Origin of the sequence: Brachyspira hampsonii (assembly GCF_001746205.1) — a bacterium.
GTDB lineage: Bacteria > Spirochaetota > Brachyspiria > Brachyspirales > Brachyspiraceae > Brachyspira > Brachyspira hampsonii_B.
Genome location: NZ_MDCO01000001.1, coordinates 142,184 through 161,924, shown reverse-complemented (window position 1 = coordinate 161,924; position 19,741 = coordinate 142,184). Strand labels below are relative to the sequence as shown.

Annotated in this window: 21 protein-coding genes; all 21 read left to right on the top strand. The window is 27.1% G+C overall.

Going from position 1 to position 19,741, the window contains the following annotated elements:
* Window positions 1-28: 28 nt before the first annotated feature.
* Complete coding sequence (locus BFL38_RS00715) at window positions 29-586, top strand: phage capsid protein (RefSeq protein WP_069725254.1); 558 nt, start codon at window positions 29-31, stop codon at window positions 584-586.
* A complete protein-coding gene (locus BFL38_RS00710) occupies window positions 570-842 on the top strand; it encodes a hypothetical protein (protein ID WP_069725253.1) in 273 nt (90 codons plus the stop codon). Before BFL38_RS00715 ends, BFL38_RS00710 begins: the two co-directional genes overlap by 17 nt.
* 250 nt (window positions 843-1,092) lie before the next feature.
* Entirely contained in the window at window positions 1,093-2,490 is a 1,398-nt protein-coding gene (locus BFL38_RS00705; RefSeq protein ID WP_069725252.1) for a phage tail protein, read from the top strand.
* A gap of 101 nt (window positions 2,491-2,591) precedes the next feature.
* Complete coding sequence (locus BFL38_RS00700; protein WP_069725251.1) at window positions 2,592-3,800, top strand: ROK family transcriptional regulator; 1,209 nt, start codon at window positions 2,592-2,594, stop codon at window positions 3,798-3,800.
* Window positions 3,801-4,573: 773 nt separating this feature from the next.
* Window positions 4,574-5,143 carry an SIS domain-containing protein gene (locus tag BFL38_RS00695; protein WP_069725250.1) on the top strand — a complete coding sequence of 190 codons (570 nt, stop codon included), beginning with the start codon at window positions 4,574-4,576 and terminating at the stop codon, window positions 5,141-5,143.
* Window positions 5,144-5,176: 33 nt separating this feature from the next.
* The gene (locus tag BFL38_RS00690; protein WP_069725249.1) at window positions 5,177-5,647 is read left to right on the top strand and encodes a VOC family protein; all 471 of its coding nucleotides are present in this window, start codon (window positions 5,177-5,179) and stop codon (window positions 5,645-5,647) included.
* Window positions 5,648-5,701: 54 nt separating this feature from the next.
* A complete protein-coding gene (locus tag BFL38_RS00685; RefSeq protein ID WP_069725248.1) occupies window positions 5,702-6,703 on the top strand; it encodes an autoinducer 2 ABC transporter substrate-binding protein in 1,002 nt (333 codons plus the stop codon).
* Window positions 6,704-6,744: 41 nt separating this feature from the next.
* On the top strand, window positions 6,745-8,247 hold the full coding sequence (locus tag BFL38_RS00680) for a sugar ABC transporter ATP-binding protein (protein WP_069725247.1): 1,503 nt from the start codon (window positions 6,745-6,747) through the stop codon (window positions 8,245-8,247).
* Between the two features lie 35 nt (window positions 8,248-8,282).
* On the top strand, window positions 8,283-9,293 hold the full coding sequence (locus tag BFL38_RS00675) for an ABC transporter permease (RefSeq protein WP_083249354.1): 1,011 nt from the start codon (window positions 8,283-8,285) through the stop codon (window positions 9,291-9,293).
* A gap of 14 nt (window positions 9,294-9,307) precedes the next feature.
* Window positions 9,308-10,342 (top strand): ABC transporter permease, encoded by a 1,035-nt coding sequence (locus tag BFL38_RS00670; protein WP_083249353.1) that lies wholly within the window; start codon window positions 9,308-9,310, stop codon window positions 10,340-10,342.
* 231 nt (window positions 10,343-10,573) lie between these two features.
* Window positions 10,574-10,930, top strand: a complete 357-nt coding sequence (locus tag BFL38_RS00665) for a hypothetical protein (RefSeq protein WP_069725246.1) — start codon at window positions 10,574-10,576, stop codon at window positions 10,928-10,930.
* Window positions 10,930-11,229: a hypothetical protein gene (locus BFL38_RS00660; protein WP_069725245.1), complete on the top strand. Its 300-nt coding sequence runs from the start codon at window positions 10,930-10,932 to the stop codon at window positions 11,227-11,229. The genes BFL38_RS00665 and BFL38_RS00660 overlap by 1 nt, the downstream gene beginning before the upstream one ends.
* Window positions 11,230-11,286: 57 nt before the next feature.
* Window positions 11,287-12,168 (top strand): phage tail protein, encoded by an 882-nt coding sequence (locus BFL38_RS00655; RefSeq protein WP_069725244.1) that lies wholly within the window; start codon window positions 11,287-11,289, stop codon window positions 12,166-12,168.
* 214 nt (window positions 12,169-12,382) lie between these two features.
* Entirely contained in the window at window positions 12,383-15,019 is a 2,637-nt protein-coding gene (locus tag BFL38_RS00650; protein ID WP_069725243.1) for a phage tail protein, read from the top strand.
* 11 nt (window positions 15,020-15,030) lie between these two features.
* Window positions 15,031-15,330 carry a hypothetical protein gene (locus tag BFL38_RS00645; RefSeq protein ID WP_069725242.1) on the top strand — a complete coding sequence of 100 codons (300 nt, stop codon included), beginning with the start codon at window positions 15,031-15,033 and terminating at the stop codon, window positions 15,328-15,330.
* A gap of 21 nt (window positions 15,331-15,351) precedes the next feature.
* Window positions 15,352-15,945 carry a glycoside hydrolase family 19 protein gene (locus tag BFL38_RS00640; protein ID WP_069725241.1) on the top strand — a complete coding sequence of 198 codons (594 nt, stop codon included), beginning with the start codon at window positions 15,352-15,354 and terminating at the stop codon, window positions 15,943-15,945.
* A 7-nt stretch (window positions 15,946-15,952) separates the two neighbouring features.
* On the top strand, window positions 15,953-16,798 hold the full coding sequence (locus tag BFL38_RS00635) for a hypothetical protein (RefSeq protein ID WP_142950315.1): 846 nt from the start codon (window positions 15,953-15,955) through the stop codon (window positions 16,796-16,798).
* On the top strand, window positions 16,795-17,058 hold the full coding sequence (locus BFL38_RS00630; protein ID WP_069725240.1) for an endonuclease: 264 nt from the start codon (window positions 16,795-16,797) through the stop codon (window positions 17,056-17,058). The genes BFL38_RS00635 and BFL38_RS00630 overlap by 4 nt, the downstream gene beginning before the upstream one ends.
* Window positions 17,059-17,076: 18 nt before the next feature.
* Window positions 17,077-17,424: a hypothetical protein gene (locus tag BFL38_RS00625; RefSeq protein WP_069725239.1), complete on the top strand. Its 348-nt coding sequence runs from the start codon at window positions 17,077-17,079 to the stop codon at window positions 17,422-17,424.
* Window positions 17,411-17,620 (top strand): hypothetical protein, encoded by a 210-nt coding sequence (locus BFL38_RS00620; protein ID WP_069725238.1) that lies wholly within the window; start codon window positions 17,411-17,413, stop codon window positions 17,618-17,620. Before BFL38_RS00625 ends, BFL38_RS00620 begins: the two co-directional genes overlap by 14 nt.
* A gap of 223 nt (window positions 17,621-17,843) precedes the next feature.
* Window positions 17,844-19,730, top strand: coding sequence for a methyl-accepting chemotaxis protein (locus BFL38_RS00615; RefSeq protein ID WP_083249352.1), 1,887 nt, complete (start codon window positions 17,844-17,846; stop codon window positions 19,728-19,730).
* The last annotated feature ends 11 nt before the right edge of the window (window positions 19,731-19,741 follow it).

Here is a 19,741-nt window from a genome sequence, read left to right as displayed (position 1 = left end):
AAAAAATATAAAAATCAAAAGGTTTATTATGATACATTTTAAAAACAGCGTTATATATGTTTTAGATAATTTTATGAACTTTATGGCTGATGAATATATTGATTTATCTGGAAATAAAATTGAAGGCGATAATCAATTAAATAAACTTTTAGATGATAAATTAAAAATAGAATATTTCAGTTTAGGAGCTTTGAGATCTATGAGCAAATCATTTCTTTGGGCTTCAATAGCAGAAGGGGAGAGCAGGGGAAGCAATTCATATATAGGGGACTCTGCAGGTTTTGCTGATGATATATGTTTAAAAGCAACAGTATATAAAGAGCTTAAAGCTGGAGAATCATTTTTGGCTTATAATATTATACCTTTAGCACTCAATCAGGCAGCACGTTATTGGATATCAAAACTCAATGATGAGGGCGAGCGTATAGCGTTATCTCCTATTATAAAATGGGAAGCTCCTTCATTTGACAGTGAAAACAGCAAAAGACAGTTTAATGATTTTTCATCTATAAGGGGCGTTAATTTTTCTCTTGATATTAATTTCAAGATTATGACAGGGAGTTATTTAAATGAAGTTCTTTACTAATTTAATCAATAATTCATTTAATAAAAAAGTTTATGATTATGTTCAAAGCAGAGATAAACTTTATAAAGTAAAAATCACTTCTTCTCCAAAGAATGCCAAAATAATAATGAATGAAGAAGAAAAATATTTTGGGGCATATAAGAATGCTGAAGTGATAAATTATCAGGTTAGTCTTGAAGGCTACAGTACCAAAGATGGGAGTATAACTGTTAATAACAGCGATGTTTTAGAGAATGTAGTTTTGGAAAGCATTTGATTAATAATTGAGATTATAGTGTTTGCATTTTTGCAAAGCGTTCTTATGGCAGCAACTTTTTTGTCCACGCGTTGAATGAAATTTTATATATAGTTGGTATTAGAATTATTATTTTATTTATATTATATGGGTTAAGTTTAACGCGTGTTAATTTATACATTTTGCGTAGAGCAGATTTTGGGGCGGGTGGGCGGGAATGTATAAAATATTTTTTGCGTAAAATAATTTTTAAAATTGTGAGTGTATAATAATGAGCATTTTTGATTTGAAAGGTAATTTAATGAATGATGAGGACGGCTTAAAAGTTGTAAGCGGTTCTAGTTATAAAGTAAGAATAGCAAAGACAAAAAATAGAGATGAAAAAATAGATTTCTCTTCTGATGATGTTAAAGGAAAATATTTAATATATCCATCTCAAGTTGGACTTACTCCTACTACAGAATCAATGAGTAAAGAATATATAGGTGCTCCTTCTTCTGAAAGTTATGCAGGAGCTACCACTTATGCAGGAGATATTTCCTATGGAGCTTTTCCAAATTCTAATGCATACTATGCGAGCTTAATATGGGCTAATGTGCATACAAAAGAAACATCAGGAAATATACTATGTATTAACTCTTTTAATAATTTTGCTGTTAGATTTAATAAGTCTTCAGAAGATGAAAGTATTAATATGCTTGAAATTATAATAGAAGAAGATAATGGTTACAGCAGTAATTTTATTGATGTTTATACTTCTATGAAGCAGAAAGATTTGATTGATGCTTTAAATAAAATAACAAATGTAAAAGCATTTTTATTAACAGGAAGTGAAGAAGACGAAATTGATTTTACCAATATAATAAATGAATTAAAAGAGTATAATACTGAAAATAATAAAACAGAATATTTACTTAGCTTTAAAAGAGTAGGACTTATAGAGAGCGGAGTATTTACAGAAGAGAGTAAAAAGAAATATCCAAAATATCAAAGTATAATAGCTCCGAGATTTGGAGAGGCACAGTATTATAATATAGCTTTGTATGACAGTTCAAAGAATATGGATGGAAATCAATATATAGGCTGTGAGAGTAAATCAATAAATTTTAATTTTGCAAATAAGGCTATGACAGAAATAACCTCTTCATTATGGGCTTTAGATGAAGAGATAATAGAGAAAGATTCAGTTTTATATGAAGAGAGGGCGGAAGAAAGAGATGTTGTAATGGCACAGACTTCAAAATATCCTACCAAACTTTTTATTAATGGAACAGAGGCTTCCTCTGTAAGTGATGTTTCTTTATCATTTGAATGGACTAAAGAAGAGAAGTTTAATATTTCAGCAAAAAGATACGGATTTCCAAATTCAAAGTTTACACTTAGTTTTTCAGGCAATGCAGTTTTTAATTCTCAGTCAAAAGAGCTTTTTTATGACAGGGTTTTAAATGGAAACAGGCAGTCATTTATAATATCATCAAAAACAAGATTTAAAAATAAAGATTATCCATTTGTGTTTGTAAGTTCAGATGTTGGAGGAAGTCCGTCATTCCCCGCAATAGAGCCTAAAGAGCTTTCAATATCTTTGAGTAATTTTAAAGCTATTGAACAGTCAAATGATATGAACAGTAATTATTTGATAGCATTTACAGACAGAGAGGAGCTATTTTAATAAAAATATAGTTTTATATTATTGACTAAAAAAAAGTTTTATTTATACTTATTGTAAATTAATTAAGTTAATCAAATACTATTAAAAAGGTAATATTTCTAATGATTGATAAATTGAAAAAAAGTATTAACTATAATGATATGCAGGAAATGAACCGCTATCTTATTATTAAACTTTTAATGCAATTAGGCGTATGTTCAAGAGTAGAATTATCTAAATTATCTGGCTTAAAACAGGCTACTATTACTAATATTATTAATGGCTTCATAAAAATAGGTTTGGTTTCGGAAATAGGTTCTAAAAATGGAAGCAAAGGCAGAAGATCTATTGCTATTTCTTTAAATAGTGATAGATATAAATTCATAGGAGTTAGGCTTACAAGAAAATATATTTCTATAGGATTATTTGATATAATTGGAAAATGTTATTTTACAAAAAAATATAATTTTGATGTAAATGATGGTGTAAGAAATACATTGTACATAATAGAAAATGCAGTTTATGATTTACTTAATGAATATAAAAAAGACAATATTATAGCTATAGGTATTAGTTTACCTGGACCTTTTATCAGAACAACAGGAATTATTAGTGTTAATGAATTTCCGGGCTGGGAACAGGTTTTAGTTGAAGATTATTTTAAGAATATATTTAATATACCTGTATTTTTTGAGCATGATGCTAAAGCAGGAGTTATGGCTGGCTGGTATTTTAATAAATATAATAATGAAAATAAAACTTTTGCATATGTTATAGCAGGTCATGGTATAGGTGTTGGTGTCATAGTAGATGGTAAGTTATTGAGAGGTTCTACAGGTACTTTTGGGGAAATAGGGCATACTAGCATATCAATTGATGGTCCTATATGTCAATGCGGTAATAGAGGATGTCTTGAAAATTATTGTTCTACAATCGCTCTTTCCAAGAGAATAAAAATGGCTTTGGGAAATGGTTATCAGTCAAGTCTTAATGTTAATTTTAATTTTTCAGATATAGTTTCTGCCTACAAAAATGGAGATAAATTAGTTGTAGAAGAAGTAAATAAAAATATTGAATATTTTAGTATTGGTATTATTAATTTAGTTAATACTGTTAATCCTGATGTTATTCTTATAGGTGATGAAATGGTTCATTTTGGGGAAGACTTTTTGAAAAAACTCAAATCAAATATTTCTAAGAAAGTCATTCCAGAATTGTATGATAATTTGGATATGAGATTAGGCAGCTGTGAGGAAGATGAAGTATTGGTAGGTGCTAGTATAGTTGCTATAGAGTCTATTCTGAAAACAGGAAATTTAATAAAAAAATAGTTTTTATTTATATTATTATATCATAATATATTGTATTCATTGCAATTTTTTATTTTTATATAGTTCAATTACTAAAATATATATTATTATCTTTTAATAGACTTGTTTCAAAACTATTCTAATGTAATTATATTTTAAATACAGTATTTGAAATTATAATATATTTTTCTGTAAAGAACATAGTTATGTAGCTACACAGTTTTTTAGATGCTGTGTGTCTGTATCTAAAGATATTATTTTTAATTTTGAATATATAATTTATGCAACATGTAAAATATTTATTTATATAATAATTAATATTATTGTAGTTATAATATAAATTAAATTAGATATAAAAATACAGTTGTTCTATACTAGAAATATTTTTCTGCTTATTTTTGTAGATGTATTGTATCTATGGCACTGCCTAGTATGTACTGTAGGTAAAATAAATTGTGTTTTTTATAAGCAGCCAAAGTCATAATTATTAAAATTATAAATATTATTTTAAATTATTATATAATAATATCATTATTATAAATTCAAAATTTAACAAGTCCATTCAATATAATTCATAATATATATTTTGTAAAACCGATTTATGAAATTATATAAAATTATTTTATTTATTGATAAAATGTTTTATATGTATTAAAAACTCTAAATAAAATAATAAAGTCATTATATAAAATATTTATTTTTTATAAAAAATTGACAATCTGATTTTTTTGAATATACTATTTAATATATTAATTAAATTAATTAATTAATATATTAAATTAAGAGGTAATAAAATGGAATATAAAGATTTGGTGCATACAGTAATTCAAGAGAATAAAAAAGTATTGGAGATGGTAAAACTTGATGAAATAGAAGTTTTGTTATCTGAAATAGAAAAGGCTAAAACTATTCAGTTGTATGCTATGGGACGCATGCAGCTTTCAGTTAGAGCATTTGCTATGAGATTAAAACATATGGGATTTGATACATATGTTGTATATGATACTACTTCTCCATCTATAGGTAAAGGTGATTTACTGATAGATATATGTGGAGTTACGAATGTTGAGTTAAATGTTATAAAATGTGCTAAAGAAGCAGGTGCTAAAGTTGGGGTTTTAACAGCACATCCTGAAAATGAGCATGGTCAATTAGCAGATTTTACAGTATTTATTCCTGGTCAAATTTTTGGAGGAGATAATGAAGTAAAATCTATACAGCCTATGGCATCTTTACTTGAGCAATCAATGTTTTTATTTACAGATATAATGGTTATGATGCTTATAGATAGAAATAATATAGATGTAAGTAAAATGCATAAAAGGCATACCAATCTTGAGGGTATAGCTGCTGCTTTTGCATAAAAATATAAGAATATAAATTAGGAGGAAATTTATATGAGAGACGGACAAATTTGTCAAATAGCACAAGTTGTATCAAATCTTGAAAAAGCTATGAAGCATTTATATGATGATTTTGGTATAGGACCTTGGGATGTATATGAGTATGGTCCTCATAATATACAGGATTCTATGTATAGAGGTAAACCAAATACACAACGATATGCTTTGGCTGTTGCTTGGTCTGAAGGCATACAATATGAATTAATGCAGCCTTTAGATGGATATAGTATTTATAATGAATTTTTGGAGAAACATGGAGAGGGTTTACAGCATATTAAACTTTATTATAAAGATTGTGCTAAAGCAATAAAAGATTATAAGGAAAAAGGCTATGAAGTAATACAGAGCGGTAAAATAGGGGAAGATGAATTTTATTACTTAGAATCTACTGATAATGTTGGTATTACTTTGGAAATAGGAAATGCAGGTGCTATACCGCCTCCTTTATATAGATATCCATCATAAATAATAATTCATAAGAATAAAAAAATAATAAAAATAAAAAAATAGGAGAAAGAAATGAAAAAAATAATATTTAGTTTTGCTATTTTATTGTTTTTAGTTTCATGCGGAGGTAATGGAACTAAAAATACTGAAAATGCTTCCTCTACAGATTCAAAATATACAATGGTTACTATACCTAAATTGCGTTCTGCTTGGTTTGAAGATTATGAAAGTGGTTCTATAAATGCTGCTAAAGAATTGGGAGTAGAGACCTATATGCAGGCACCTTCATCAGCAGATGAGGCACAGCAAGTTAGAATAATAGAAGATGCTGTTAATCAGGGTGTTAGTGCTATTTTAGTAGTTCCAAATAATGCAGCATCTTGTGTACCTGCTTTTAATAGAGCTAAAGAAAATAATATTGTTGTTCTTACTCATGAATCTCCTGATCAGGAAGGAGCTGACTATGATATAGAAATGATAGATAATGTTAAATTTGGAGAAAGGTTTATTGAAGAATTAGTTGCTACTGTTGGTGATAGCGGAGAATATGCAATTTATGTTGGATCTTTAACTGTTCCTGCACATAATATATGGGCTGATTCTGCCATAGCTTATGCTAAAGAAAAATACCCTAATTTAGTAATGGTAGATGATAAATTTCCAGTATCAGAAGATAGAAATGCTGCTAGACAAAAAACTTTAGAGCTTTTAACTATATATCCAAACTTAAAAGGTATATTAGCATTTGGAAGTCAAGGTGCTCCTGGTGCTGGACAAGCTTTGAGAGAAAAATCAATGGAAGGTAAAGTAGCTGTTTTTGGCACTACTACACCTAAAGAAGTAGCTCCTTTCTTAAAAGATAAATCTGTAACATCATCTATTATTTGGAGTGCAGGCGAAGCTTCATATGCTATGGTGCATATTGCCAAAATGATTTTAGATGGAAAAGGAGATGAAATTAAACAAGGACTAGAAATACCTAATTTAGGAGTTCCTAGTATTAATGGAAAAAATATATTATTTAATAGACCTTTAATTATTACTGTGGAAAATGTAGATAACTATAATTTCTAAATAAAGTATTATTATAAAAATATTCTTGGCAGAGTTAATATATGGAAAATTTTATAAAAGTAAAAAACATATCTAAAAGTTTCAATGCCCTTAAAGCCTTAGATGATGTATCATTTGAATTGGCAAAAGGAGAAGCCCTTGCTTTATGCGGAGCTAATGGAAGCGGTAAATCAACATTGATTAAGATATTAGCAGGAGTTTTAGAAGCTGATTCTGGTGTAATAGAAATAGATGGTAAAGAGATGTATTCCTATGGACCTCTTTCTGGTATAAAACATGGTATAAGTGTTATATATCAGGATATATCATTATTTCCTACTTTAAGTGTTTTGGAAAATATATGTCTTCCAAGAATGATAGGCGATAGCTGCAAATTTGCTTTTTTTAAGAATAAAGCAAAATCTGCTAAGGCTATATTGGCAGATTTAGAAGTTGATATAGATATAAATTCTATAGTTGAGGAGCTTCCTTTAGCTTCTCAACAGCTTATTGCCATAGCACGAGCTCTTAACAATAATTCAAAATTAATTATATTAGATGAGCCGACAACTGCTCTTACTAGGGTAGAGGTTAATCAATTATTTAAGATAGTAAATAAACTTAAAAAGAATGGTATATCTGTAATTTTTATTAGTCATAAGCTAGATGAAGTTATAGAACTTTGTGATACTTTAGTATGCTTGAGAGATGGAAAGCTAGTAGCTTCCAAGCCTATGAGTGAGACATCTGTAGAAGAAATTGAGAAATTTATGGTAGGACAATCTTCCGTTTATACAGGTGTAGATGATATAGATAAAGATGCTCCTATTGTATTAGAGGTTGATTCTTTAACTAAGAAGAATAATTATAAGGATATTAGTTTTAATCTTCGCAGGGGAGAAATATTAGGTATAATAGGTTTATTGGGGTCAGGAAGAACAGAGTTGGCATTATCTTTATTTGGAGTATCTAAATCTGATAGTGGCAAAATATATATAGATGGAAAAGAATGCCGTATTAACAGTATACAAGATGCTGTAGAGGCAAAGATAGCATATGTTCCTGAAGATAGGCTTACAGAAGGCTTGATAATGAATTACCCGATAAATGACAATATGGTTATTGTAAATTTAAATAAAGTTAAAAATAAATTTGGTTTTTTAGATAATTCTATAATTAAAAAAATTACAAATTTTTGGATAAAAGAATTATCTATTAAGGCTGAATCAGGAGATAATAAGGTTTCAACATTATCAGGCGGAAATCAACAAAAAATAGTCATAGGAAAATGGCTTGATGAAAATCCTAAAATACTTATTTTAGATGGTCCTACAGTTGGTATAGATATAGGAGCTAAGGCCGGGATATTTGAAACTATTAAAGAATTTTCTAAGGATAATGGTATGTCAGTCATTTTAATTTCTGATGAAATAAAAGAAATAGTTTCATATAGCAACCGTATAATGATAATGCGTAATGGTAAAATATATAAAATTTTTGATAGAGGCAGTGTAGATGAAAATGATATACAAACTATGTTAGATGAACAAAAACGTAGTTTATGATTTTATAAAAAATAAATTAAAAATAAGGTGTTTTTATGTATACTATGTTGAATTTTTTGAAGAAGAGAGAGGTTGTTCTTGCAATAATTATTTGTATCCTTGTAATCATAATATCTGCTTTAACTCCTAATTTTTTAAATTATGAAAATATATCTAATATATTAAAGTCTTATACTGTTTTGGGTATATTTGCTTTAGGAGTTTTACTTATTATAATTAGCGGCGGTGTTGATGTGTCTTTTACTGCCATTGCTCAGGTAGTTCAGTATATTGTAGTTTATATACTATTAAATTATATATCTGGTAATATATATATAGCTTTTATTTTATCTATAATTTTTGGTATTATATTTGGACTGTTTAATGGTTTTTTGATTTATCATTATAAAATGCCTGCTATAATTATTACTATAGCTACTCAAAATTTATTTTATGGGATTTTATATGTTGTTACTAAAGGAAAATTATTATATGAGGTTCCTTCATATTTTTGGTCGTTTTCAGATGCTAAATTATTTACAATAGTTAATGCTAATGGTATAAATATAGGAATTAGTTTAGTTACTATATTATGGTTTGTTATGGCTTTAATAGTATTTTTTATATTAAAATATACTATTCTTGGAAGGAGTATATATTTAATAGGCTGTAATAGCGTAGCGGCAAAACGTGTTGGCATAAGTATATTAAAAACTACATTATTTGTATATGTGTTATCAGCTGTTATAGCAGCAATTGGTTCTATAGTTCATGTATCTATAGTACAAACAGTAATTCCTAATTCTATAGTTGGAACAGAAATGCAGGTAATTGCAGCTGTGGTTTTGGGAGGTGCTTCTATTACAGGAGGTAAGGGTTCAGTTATAGGTACAATGTTAGGGGTATTACTTTTTGCTATATTAAGTAATAGTCTTACATTATTAAAAATATCATCATATTGGTATAATGTTTTTATAGGTGCTATTATAATAATTAGTATACTTGTAAATGCAATTCAAGAAATCAAATCTAGAAATTCTATAGTACGCGTAAATGTTGAAAACTGATATGGGGGGAAATAATGTATAATCTAGATAAATTATCATCTTTTATAAAAAGAATTAGAAGAGGAGAACAATTTTCCCTTGTTATAACACTTGTATTAGTTTATATTTTGATGGTTATAGCAAACGGTCATAGATTTTTATCTTTTAGCAATTTGTATGCTATGTCTTATCAGCTTCCTATTATTGGTTTCTTAGCTATAGGAATGATGATATCTGAACTTTCAGGCGGAATAAATTTATCTATAATTGCTAATATGAATTTAAATGGGATAATTATATACCTAGTTCTAAATTTTTTTACTAATGGAAATATGCAGGAGGCTAATATATTATTTATTATAATAGCAATAATAATTGGATTTATTACAAGTGCTATTATAGGTATAATTAACGGCTTTTTAATAACTAAATTTAATATTCCGGCAATTTTGGTAACTTTAGGTACTATGACATTATTACAAGGAGTTAATTTGGTTTTAACCAAAGGGTATACAATATCTGGATTTCCTAAAGAGCTTGTATTTATTGGAAATGGTAAAATCTTAAATATTCCGGTAGCTATTATATTATTTATCATAGTAATTATTATAACTCATTTTATATTGAATAGATCTGCTTATGGTAAGCAATTATATTTGACTGGTGCTAATCAAAAAGCAAGTAAATTCTCTAATATTAATGTAAATAAAGTTATTATAATAGAATATATTTTATCAGCCTGTTTTGCATCTTTTGCTTCTTTAGTTTTAATAGGACAAATGAATTCAGTAAAAGCTAATTATGCTGAGTCATATCTTTTGGTAGCAGTTCTTGCTAGTTTTCTTGGCGGGGTTGATCCTAATGGAGGATTTGGAAAATTATCAGGTATGGTATTAGCTTCAATTATATTACAGTTTATTTCTACAGGATTAAATTTGATGAGATTAGATCCATTCATGATAACTGCTATGTGGGGTGCTATTATAATTATTATCTTAGTAGTTAAAGAGATATCTAATATTATTATATTGAAAGTAAAAACTTTATTAAAAAATAAAATCGTAAATTAAATATATTAAATTAGTTAATATTCTATTTTTTAGCCTTATACTTTTGTTATAGGGCTTTTTTATTTTTAAAATCTTATTCTTAAGATAAAAATTTGGTAAAGAATAATTGAAAATGATCATAGTTTATAAGTGAAAAAAATTAAGGAGTATATAAAATCTCCTTATATTTTTTGAACCTATGACAATGTAATTGTCATAGCATATAAGTGAAAAAAATTAAGGAGTATATAAATGGAAAAATTAGAATTTAAATGCGTCGATTTTTTTAATAGATATATGATAGAAGAAATTGTTTATAAAGATGATGGAGAAAATATTGTGCCTGTTAAAGTGTTCAGCCGTTCTACTTTAGGCAGTAAGTTTAAAAGCGATGATATTATAAATATTAATCGTCCTAGCTTTAATGAAAACCTTAAATATGTAAGAGAGAAAGAAGAGAAAATTATTGATGATGATATTTTTAAATGGCTTGATGTTAGAATAAATGGTGCACTTGCAGTAAGTCTTCTTGATGAATGGAGCACTAAAGATATTAATGAGTTTGCACAGGTGATAAAAAGTTTTTTGCTCGAGAGAAGAATTATGTAGTGAGTAATTTATCTCATTTTTCTGTAATAGAGCAGACAGAAATTGATAATCTTGTAAATTATGCTTTTAATAATAGAGAAGTTAAATATGATGACTTTTGTTATTTTAATGACTGTCTTATAAGTTTGTATACAGCTTCTTTGTTTTGGAACAAAATAATACTTGAGGCTTGGTATCAGATAATAAGCGGAAGATTTGTATATTGCCGTTATGATGAAGATGATTATTTGAGATTAGGTCTTAATTATGCTATTTTTAGATTTAAGATTTTAATAGATAAATCAATTAATAATAAATAATTTTTATAATAGTTTTTCATTTTTATTTTAATCAAATTTATATATTGCGGAGATATCATGATTTCTAACACTAAAGGTACTATATTAAATTATTTTGGGCTTTCAAATACATATAATCCTTTTAAAGATGAAAATGCTTTGCATATAGCAGAAGATTTATATTTTGAAATACCATATCTTGAACCTTTTGAAGCATCTAATTATGTTGCTGTATCTACAGGGCTTTTAACTAATTCACTTTCATTTCTTAATGACTGTATTTTTGAAATATATGATAATAATATAAAGGTATCAGATTTGCAAAATGTTATAGGTGAAATAGGAAATGATAAATATATGCCGAAAGAAGGTCAAATATTTTGGTTTAATAAAGACGGTTTAAGAGGTACTTATTTTCTTCATCATTCTTATGCCGGAAAAAAATTGAAAATAGTAAGCGGAAGATATATAACTACATCAATAACATCCGGTGTGCTTAATGATATGTTTGAAAGAACTGTAGGAGTACCTTCGTATATAGAGGAAATTAATAATATGATTGATGATATAAAAAATAATTCTAGTTTTATAATAAAAGAAGCGGTAACAAAATCAGGAACAGGCACTCAGCGGTGGGAATTAGATTGGAGAGATGATTTAGAGTATTTGCAGGTAGCAGGATATGTAAGCGGTAATACTGATGCTTTACTTTCTCTTTCTTCTTATGGGCTATATCAAAATATAAATGATTCTGCTCCTTTTATAGGCTGGTTTGGAAGCAGTTCAGTACAATATTATTATGGCGGAGAGTTTCAAAAAAGTTTTACTAATTGGCAGGCTGGACTTCCTAATTTAAAATGGTTTCCAATATTTGAAAGCAAGCCAGTGCTAGGAATAAAAAATAATAGTGAGAATACTATCACAGCATATTTATATTTTTTGGTAAGATATAAGGTGTGATTTTTTGTTTGAGTAAGATTATAAAATTATCATATTCGCTGAAAATCTATAATTTATATTTGCAGCAATTCTTTTTTATCATAGTTCTATTATATTTTTTGATTGGTATGTATTAGTTAACAATATATTCAAAAATTATTTTTAATAAAATTTATAGTCTTAAATTAAGAATCTATTAAAAAATAAATAATAAATGAATGAAGGAACATCATAAATGAAGCTTAATGAAAATAATATACAAGCTCCTTTTCAGTATAGAATAAGAGATAAAACTTTTGAACTTAAAACAGTTTCAGGAGGATTTTCTCTTAATGCTGATAATGTACAGGTAAAAATTTTTTCCGGAGAGAGGCTTTTCTGTGCAGATATTGGTTACACTGTTGATGGGGCAGTTGAAGAAATGGAGTTTTTAATAGACAGTATAAAAGTTTATCCTCAAGTTTTGGAAACGCTTGAGGATTTAAATACTGTTCAGATAAAAGATAATGAAGTATACTTGATAAGAAATGAACTTGATTTTAAGAGTATAGTTTTCTTTCCGCCTATTGATTTAAATAAAAAATTTGATTTTACAGTAACAACTTATAGCTCTACTTTTTCCTCTTTTATGTTTGATGATATAGCTAAGAAGTTAAATGGTTTAGATATAAATTACCCTATCAAAAATTATTATGAAAGTGTAGATTATAAAATTAATGACATAATAAAAAATAACGGCTATCTTTACAGAGTTTTTAAGGATTTTACAAGCGACAGTACAGACTATTATTTAAAAACTAATTGTGATCTTTTAACTCCTTTTAAAAAGTTAGAGCTTAATAATATCTATAAATCGAATGAATTAGTAGAATATAATGATAATTTTTTAATAGTACAAAAAGATTTTAGATATGAAAGTAAAGATGGAGTATTAACTAATTTAAATGGATTATTAAAGCCTTTACAGGATATTATCATTTGGTTTGATGAAATAAGTAGAATATATAAAAATCAAATTATAATAAGAGATAATATTTTGTATAAAGTGCTTGAAGATATAGAAAATCCTGTTTGGAATAATATACAAAGTCAATTAGAGAGATTAATAAAAGCAGAAAATACTTTTTATGATGATAGTAATTCTAGTTTTGGAAATAATACGAATACAGTTCAAAAAGCAATAGAGAAATTAAAATCATCAAAGCAGGATAGTTTGATATTAGGAAATAATATTAGTTTAAATGGAAATACTATAAATGTAAATGGAGGTACTAGTAAAGAATATATAATAGGTAATAATTATTATATATATGATTTAATAATATATAATAGCAAACTATATAAAGCAAATGAAAATTTCACTGCAATAGAATGGAGTACAGACAGAGCTAAACTTAGTTTAATAAGTTCAGGCGGCGGCGGATCAAATGATGCTGCAGATGTAAGTTATGATAATACAAATACTAATTTAGAATATATTTCAGGCTATGATTTCCCGAAGTTCAAAACTCCAATAGCAGATACTATTAATTTAGTTTTAATAACTGGTAAAGGCGATATACCAGCAACTATAACGAAACAGTCTGACGGCAGTTATAGATTAAATCTTTCAGCTCAGACTTATCAAAGTACAATAATGCAATTTATAATAAAAAGTATAGAAGGTCAATCTGAAGTTTTTAATATATATACTATACTTGCACAGTTTTTTGAAATAGAAATATTTAAAAGTATTGAAGAAATAAATTATTTTAATTTAGAGGCTGATGAATGTGTCATATCTGAAATAGATAGTCCTTTAAAAGCAGGATTTGCATTAACCTTTTCGTCTTCACAAATTGCTTTGGCAATAGCTAGACAAGATGATACTCCAATATCTACAGGTAATTATAATATAAGCCTCAATGTAAAAAATAGAGTATTGAGAAATCATAACAGTAATTTATTTTGTTTAACTACTAATGCTAATAATCAAACATTAGAATCTTTAGTATTAGAAAATGATAATGGTATTACAAAAATAAAAGGCAGTATAAGTAATTTGGGGCAAGGAACAATATCAGGCTTTTATATATTTAATAATATCATACCAAATTATTTTGCTTTAGATGGTAATTATATTTCTACTTCAGGAATAACATCAAGTTCTGGAAAATCTGTAAAATATAATGTTATAACAACAAATACAAGTAATGGGTTATTGTATAATTTCGCATTACAATATACAGACGGAAGCAGTATAAATCAAGGCGATGTTTTCACTTTTAATCTTACACCGGATAAAAATGTCGCATTAGACCCTATTTATAGTGAAGTTACTAATGTACAAGATGCTATAGAAGCAGTAAAAACTAATATAGATACTGCTAACTCTAATATAAGCATTATTAATAGTAAAATGAGTAGTTTAAACGCAACTCAAATAAGTTTTAATGATACTAATACGCAGTTAGGTGCTGCTAATGTACAGCAGGCTATAGAAACTATAGTTAATAACAAAATACCTGATGTTTATGATTATTCAGGAAAAGAAACTCTTACTAATAAAATAGCTATAGTTAATGGTGTAAGAAAACAAGTTTATAGAGTATATTGTGAAAGAAATTTAAATTTAAGCGACAGTATTATTAACCAACAGCAAACAACAGTATTGGAATTAAGAAATGATGTAACATTCTTTGATGTAAAAAGAGTAATATTAGTAGCTAATGGTTTTTCTCTTCTATTTCCTTGTACTTATCTGCATGTACAGAATACCATAGTAATTGGAACTGCATCTTCATGTAATTTATACCTAGATTTTGTTTTAGAAGCATCGCAATTAATAGCACAATTTACTAAAGTTACTTATTTTTTAGAATATTATAGATGAGGAGTATCTATATGTATAAATTTGAAACAAATGAAATATATTATAATAAAATTAATAGCAATACTTATATAGAAAAATCAGCGGAAGAAAAATTAAAAGATGGTTTAATAACTGCTGAGGAATATAACATTATTATAAAAGAAAAAAGAGAAAATCTTTATAAAAATAAAACTGATAAGCAAGTAATGGAGCTTACACGTTTATTTTTAAATAGAAATATAAATAATATGACAGAAGAAGAGAAAGCACTGCTTGATGATATAAACTCAACAGTAGCTAGTATAAAACAAGAGTTACCAAAGCAAAATTAAAATTATGGGAGTATCAATATTATGCTTACAAAAGAACAAATAAGAAAAATAGGAATTGATGAAAAATGGTTAGATCCTTTAAATAAAGGTTTTGATAAATATGCTATTAAGGACATCAAAGAAGTAGCTATGTTTCTAGCTCAAACTACTCATGAAAGCAATAATTATAAAAGGCTTGAAGAGAGTTTTAATTATAAACCTGAAAGACTTTTTCAAGTATTCAAAAAAAGAGTGGGGACTATGGAGAAAGCTAAAGAGTTATGCTCTAAGGGTGCTAAGGCTATAGGAGATTTTGTTTACGGCGGTAGATTAGGCAATTCCAAAGATGAAGGCTACAAATATAGAGGCAGAGGAATAATACAGCTTACAGGAAAAAATAATTATGAATATTACGGTAAAAAATTAAATATTGATTTAGTAAACAGCCCAGACTTGGCAAAAGAGCCTGATACTGCTATAGAAATAGCTTTGCTTTTTTGGAGAGAGAAAGGCTTGGGTTTGTTAGCCCGTAAAGGAGATGTTAAAACTGTAACTAAATTAATCAATGGCGGTTATAACGGGCTTGAAGACAGGCAGAATAGATTTGATAGAATATTAAAAATATTGGGAGCATAGCAATAATATGAGCGACTTTGCTATTGTATTTATTTGTATTTCTTCTATGGTTATAGCATATTTCGTTTTTAATATTATTAAAAGCGGAAGACATGCTAATATGAAAGCTGATGTGAAAAATGGTACTATAGAGTTTGGAAATGATACTAATATTGAAAGAAGTATAAAAAATGTAAAAGAAGTTAAAAAAGAGATATTAAACAGCGATATAATAAATGAAGAAAAACTTTTAAATAATCTTAATATAAAAGTACCTACAGAAAAAGAATATAATTATAAAGAAGCTATCAAGAAGTATAAAGCTGAAATATATAATCTTAAAAATAAATACATCACTAAAACTATTTATATAGCTTTTTTGTATATAGTTCTTAATTGGGAAGTTTATACGAGAAGAGTTTTTAGAAAAGTTATTTATAAAAATGGAATAAGTAAATATGAGGGGCATAAATATTCAGAATACAAACAAGAATATATTAATAATATCATTTTAGCTTTTAATCAGTTATTACAAAAAAGCGAAATTAAAAGTATTAAAAATAAAGATATTCAAATAATACTTAATACAAATATGCTTCTTTTTAATATGGAGCTTAATAGGATATTTGATGATATAAAAAACAGACATATAGATGCAGAAAACAATAGAAAGAAAATTAATTTATTATTAGTAGAAAATAGCTCTGACAGCAGAGAAATATTTGAAAATGAATTAGAAAATATTAATGACTTTAATGAGGCTTTGAGAGAGATAGAAGATAGCATATTAAATAAAGATATAAAAGAATTAAAAGAGTTTATTTTAGGCAGTTTTTTGAATATGTTAAAAAATAATGCGGAGCATAGTAAATGAGTATATTTAATTTTACAGATAAGCATAATGCCAATAAAAAACTTTCTATATATACAAGCATAATAAGTTTTTTACTAGGCTGTATTTGGGTATTTGTTAATCTTATTTGGCGAGGCAGAACAGTTACTAAAGAAGAGGCTATTGCTGTTGTGATAATTTTGCTTGGGCTTAATGCTGTAAGTTTCGGTTCTGATTTGAGAGGCTTTTTGAAGATAATGAAAAATGATAAATATACTAAAGATGGTAAGGATATTAAATAAATTTTTAAGGAAATTATCATGTTTATAACAGTATTAATTAATATATTAAAGTCTAAGTATTTTTATATGGCTTTGATATTAATAGCTTTACTCGTTTATGTATCTTCTTTGAATATTAAATTAAATATAAAAAACAAAGAGATAGATGAATTAAATAATGAAATATATAAACTAGAGTATTCTAATAAATTATTAAGCAAAGATAATTATTTTAAGAAAAAGCAGATTTATATAGCAGAAACTTTTTCAAAAAGCGATAAATATATAGACATTATAGAAAATAAAAAATTGAGTGATGATAGTATTAAAGCATTAAATAGTATTATCAGTAATTATTATAGAAGTTTTGAATATGAAAGAAATTAGATTTTTATTATTATTAATTTTTTTAGTGAGCTGTTCAAGTGTAAAATATGTAACCATTCCTATGTCAAATCCTCCAGAAGTATATAAGCCCAATATTATAAAAACTGAAAAAGATTTTTTATATGAATATAAACGCTCATTAATGAAAATAAGCGAATGGCAGAATTGGTATAATATACAGACTAATAAATATTGATCTATTATTGAAAATTGTTATACTTAACTTTATTAATTTACCTTATTATTATCATATAGTTTACCACATTAATATAATATTTCTATCTAATAGTATATTAATAATTTTTAAAGTGTAAATGTATTATATTTCTTATAAAATTATGAAAAATATATTGACATACAAGTATTTTTTGTATAAAATATTTGCGAATTTTTATAATTTTATTAGGCAATATAGTGATATGAGTAAAATTAATATCTCTATTGTAAAATCAGGAACTTTTAAAATGAGTAAATTAAACAGTATAATGGTAAAAATACCGCTTATGGTAACAGTAATGATAATTATGTTATCGGTTATAATAATATCGGTATCTATAAGCTTATCAACTAAAGAATTGAATGCAGTAACAGCTTCAGGGTTTGAAACTTCAGTTAACGGTTTTTCTTCATTAATAGATAGCATACTATCTTATCAGTCTATTCTTATAGAATCTTATGCTAATATTCCAACAATAAAAGAATATATGTCTACAGGAAGTGAAGAGGTTCAAAATAGAGCCATCAGAACCATGACTGTATTATTTGAGAATAATAGCTATATAATAGATTTATTTATGCTGAGTTTGGATGGTAAAGTTATAGAGTCATATAATGGAAGTAAAGATGAATCAGGAGAGGATATATCTTCAATGTATCCTGAATTATGGCAGTCATTTATTTCTAAAAATTATAATACATCGTTATCATTTAATATATATAAACATGAAGACTATATTATACTTCCTGTTTTGCAGGGTGTAAGAGATGATAATAATAATGTAGTGGGTGCTTTTATAGCTTATGTGAATTGGGGTAAAATTATAGATGAAAGTTTAAAAGATTCAAAAGGCCAGTTTTCAGAAGAGAAAACTCTTTTTGTAATTAATAATAATTTAGATATAGTTTATCATAATAATAAAAACAGACTATTTTCCAAAGCTACAGAATCTCTTGTAATACCTAGTAATGAGGATTCTGGTCTTCTTAGCTACATAAGAGAAGGAGAAGCTATATCAGCATTCTTTAAGAAATTATCTTCTACAGAATGGGTGATGGTTGAAAGAACAACCGATAGATTATTATATGCCCCAGGAAGAAAGATGAGATTGATAGGTATTATTATAGGAATTATAGGTGTTGCTTTATCTACAATTATAACTATATTCTATATACATAGAACTATCAAGCCTATGAAATTTATAGTTGAAGAGGCAAGAGAGATGTCTGAAGGTAATTTTACTCTATCTGCTGCTATAAAGGATAGAAATGATGAAATAGGGGAGCTTTCTCATTCTTTCCAAGTAATGCGTGATAAAATAGTAATGGTTATAACAGATGTATTAGCTGCTTCTTCAGAGATAGCTAATGCTGCTAATGAGGTTTATCAGGGTACTGAAGATTTGGCACAAAGAACTGAGTATCAGGCATCAAGTTTAGAGGAAACCGCTTCTTCTATGGAAGAGATGGCTTCTACTATAAAGTCATCAGCACAAAACTCTGTTGATGGTAATAAAGTTATGATAGATTCAAAAAATGCAGTTAAAGAGGGCGGCGTAGTAATAGGTGATACTACCAATATGATAGAAGATGTTTATGCTGCAAGTGCTAAGATTAAAGATATTACAAAAGTTATAGAAGACATTGCTTTTCAGACTAATATACTTGCTTTAAATGCTGCAGTAGAAGCCGCAAGGGCAGGAGATCAGGGAAAAGGTTTCGCTGTAGTTGCAAGTGAAGTAAGAAATCTAGCACAAAACTCTCAAACTTCAGCTAAAGATATTACATTGCTTATAGAAGATATTTATGAAAAAATAAATAAGTCAGCAGAAATGGCAAGGCATTCTCAGGACATTTTTAACAATATTGAGCTTAAAATAGAAGAAACTTCAAAAATTATGAATGATATAAGTCAGACAGCTGTAGAACAGGAAGCTGGAGTAGATCAGGTTAATACTGCTGTATCCAAAATGGATAGTATTACTCAGCAGAATGCTGCTTTAGTGGAAGAGGCAACAGCAGCTACAAAATCTTTACTAGATCAAGCTAAACATTTGGAAGAACTTATGTCTTTCTTTAGAGTTAAATAAAATTTTTCTAT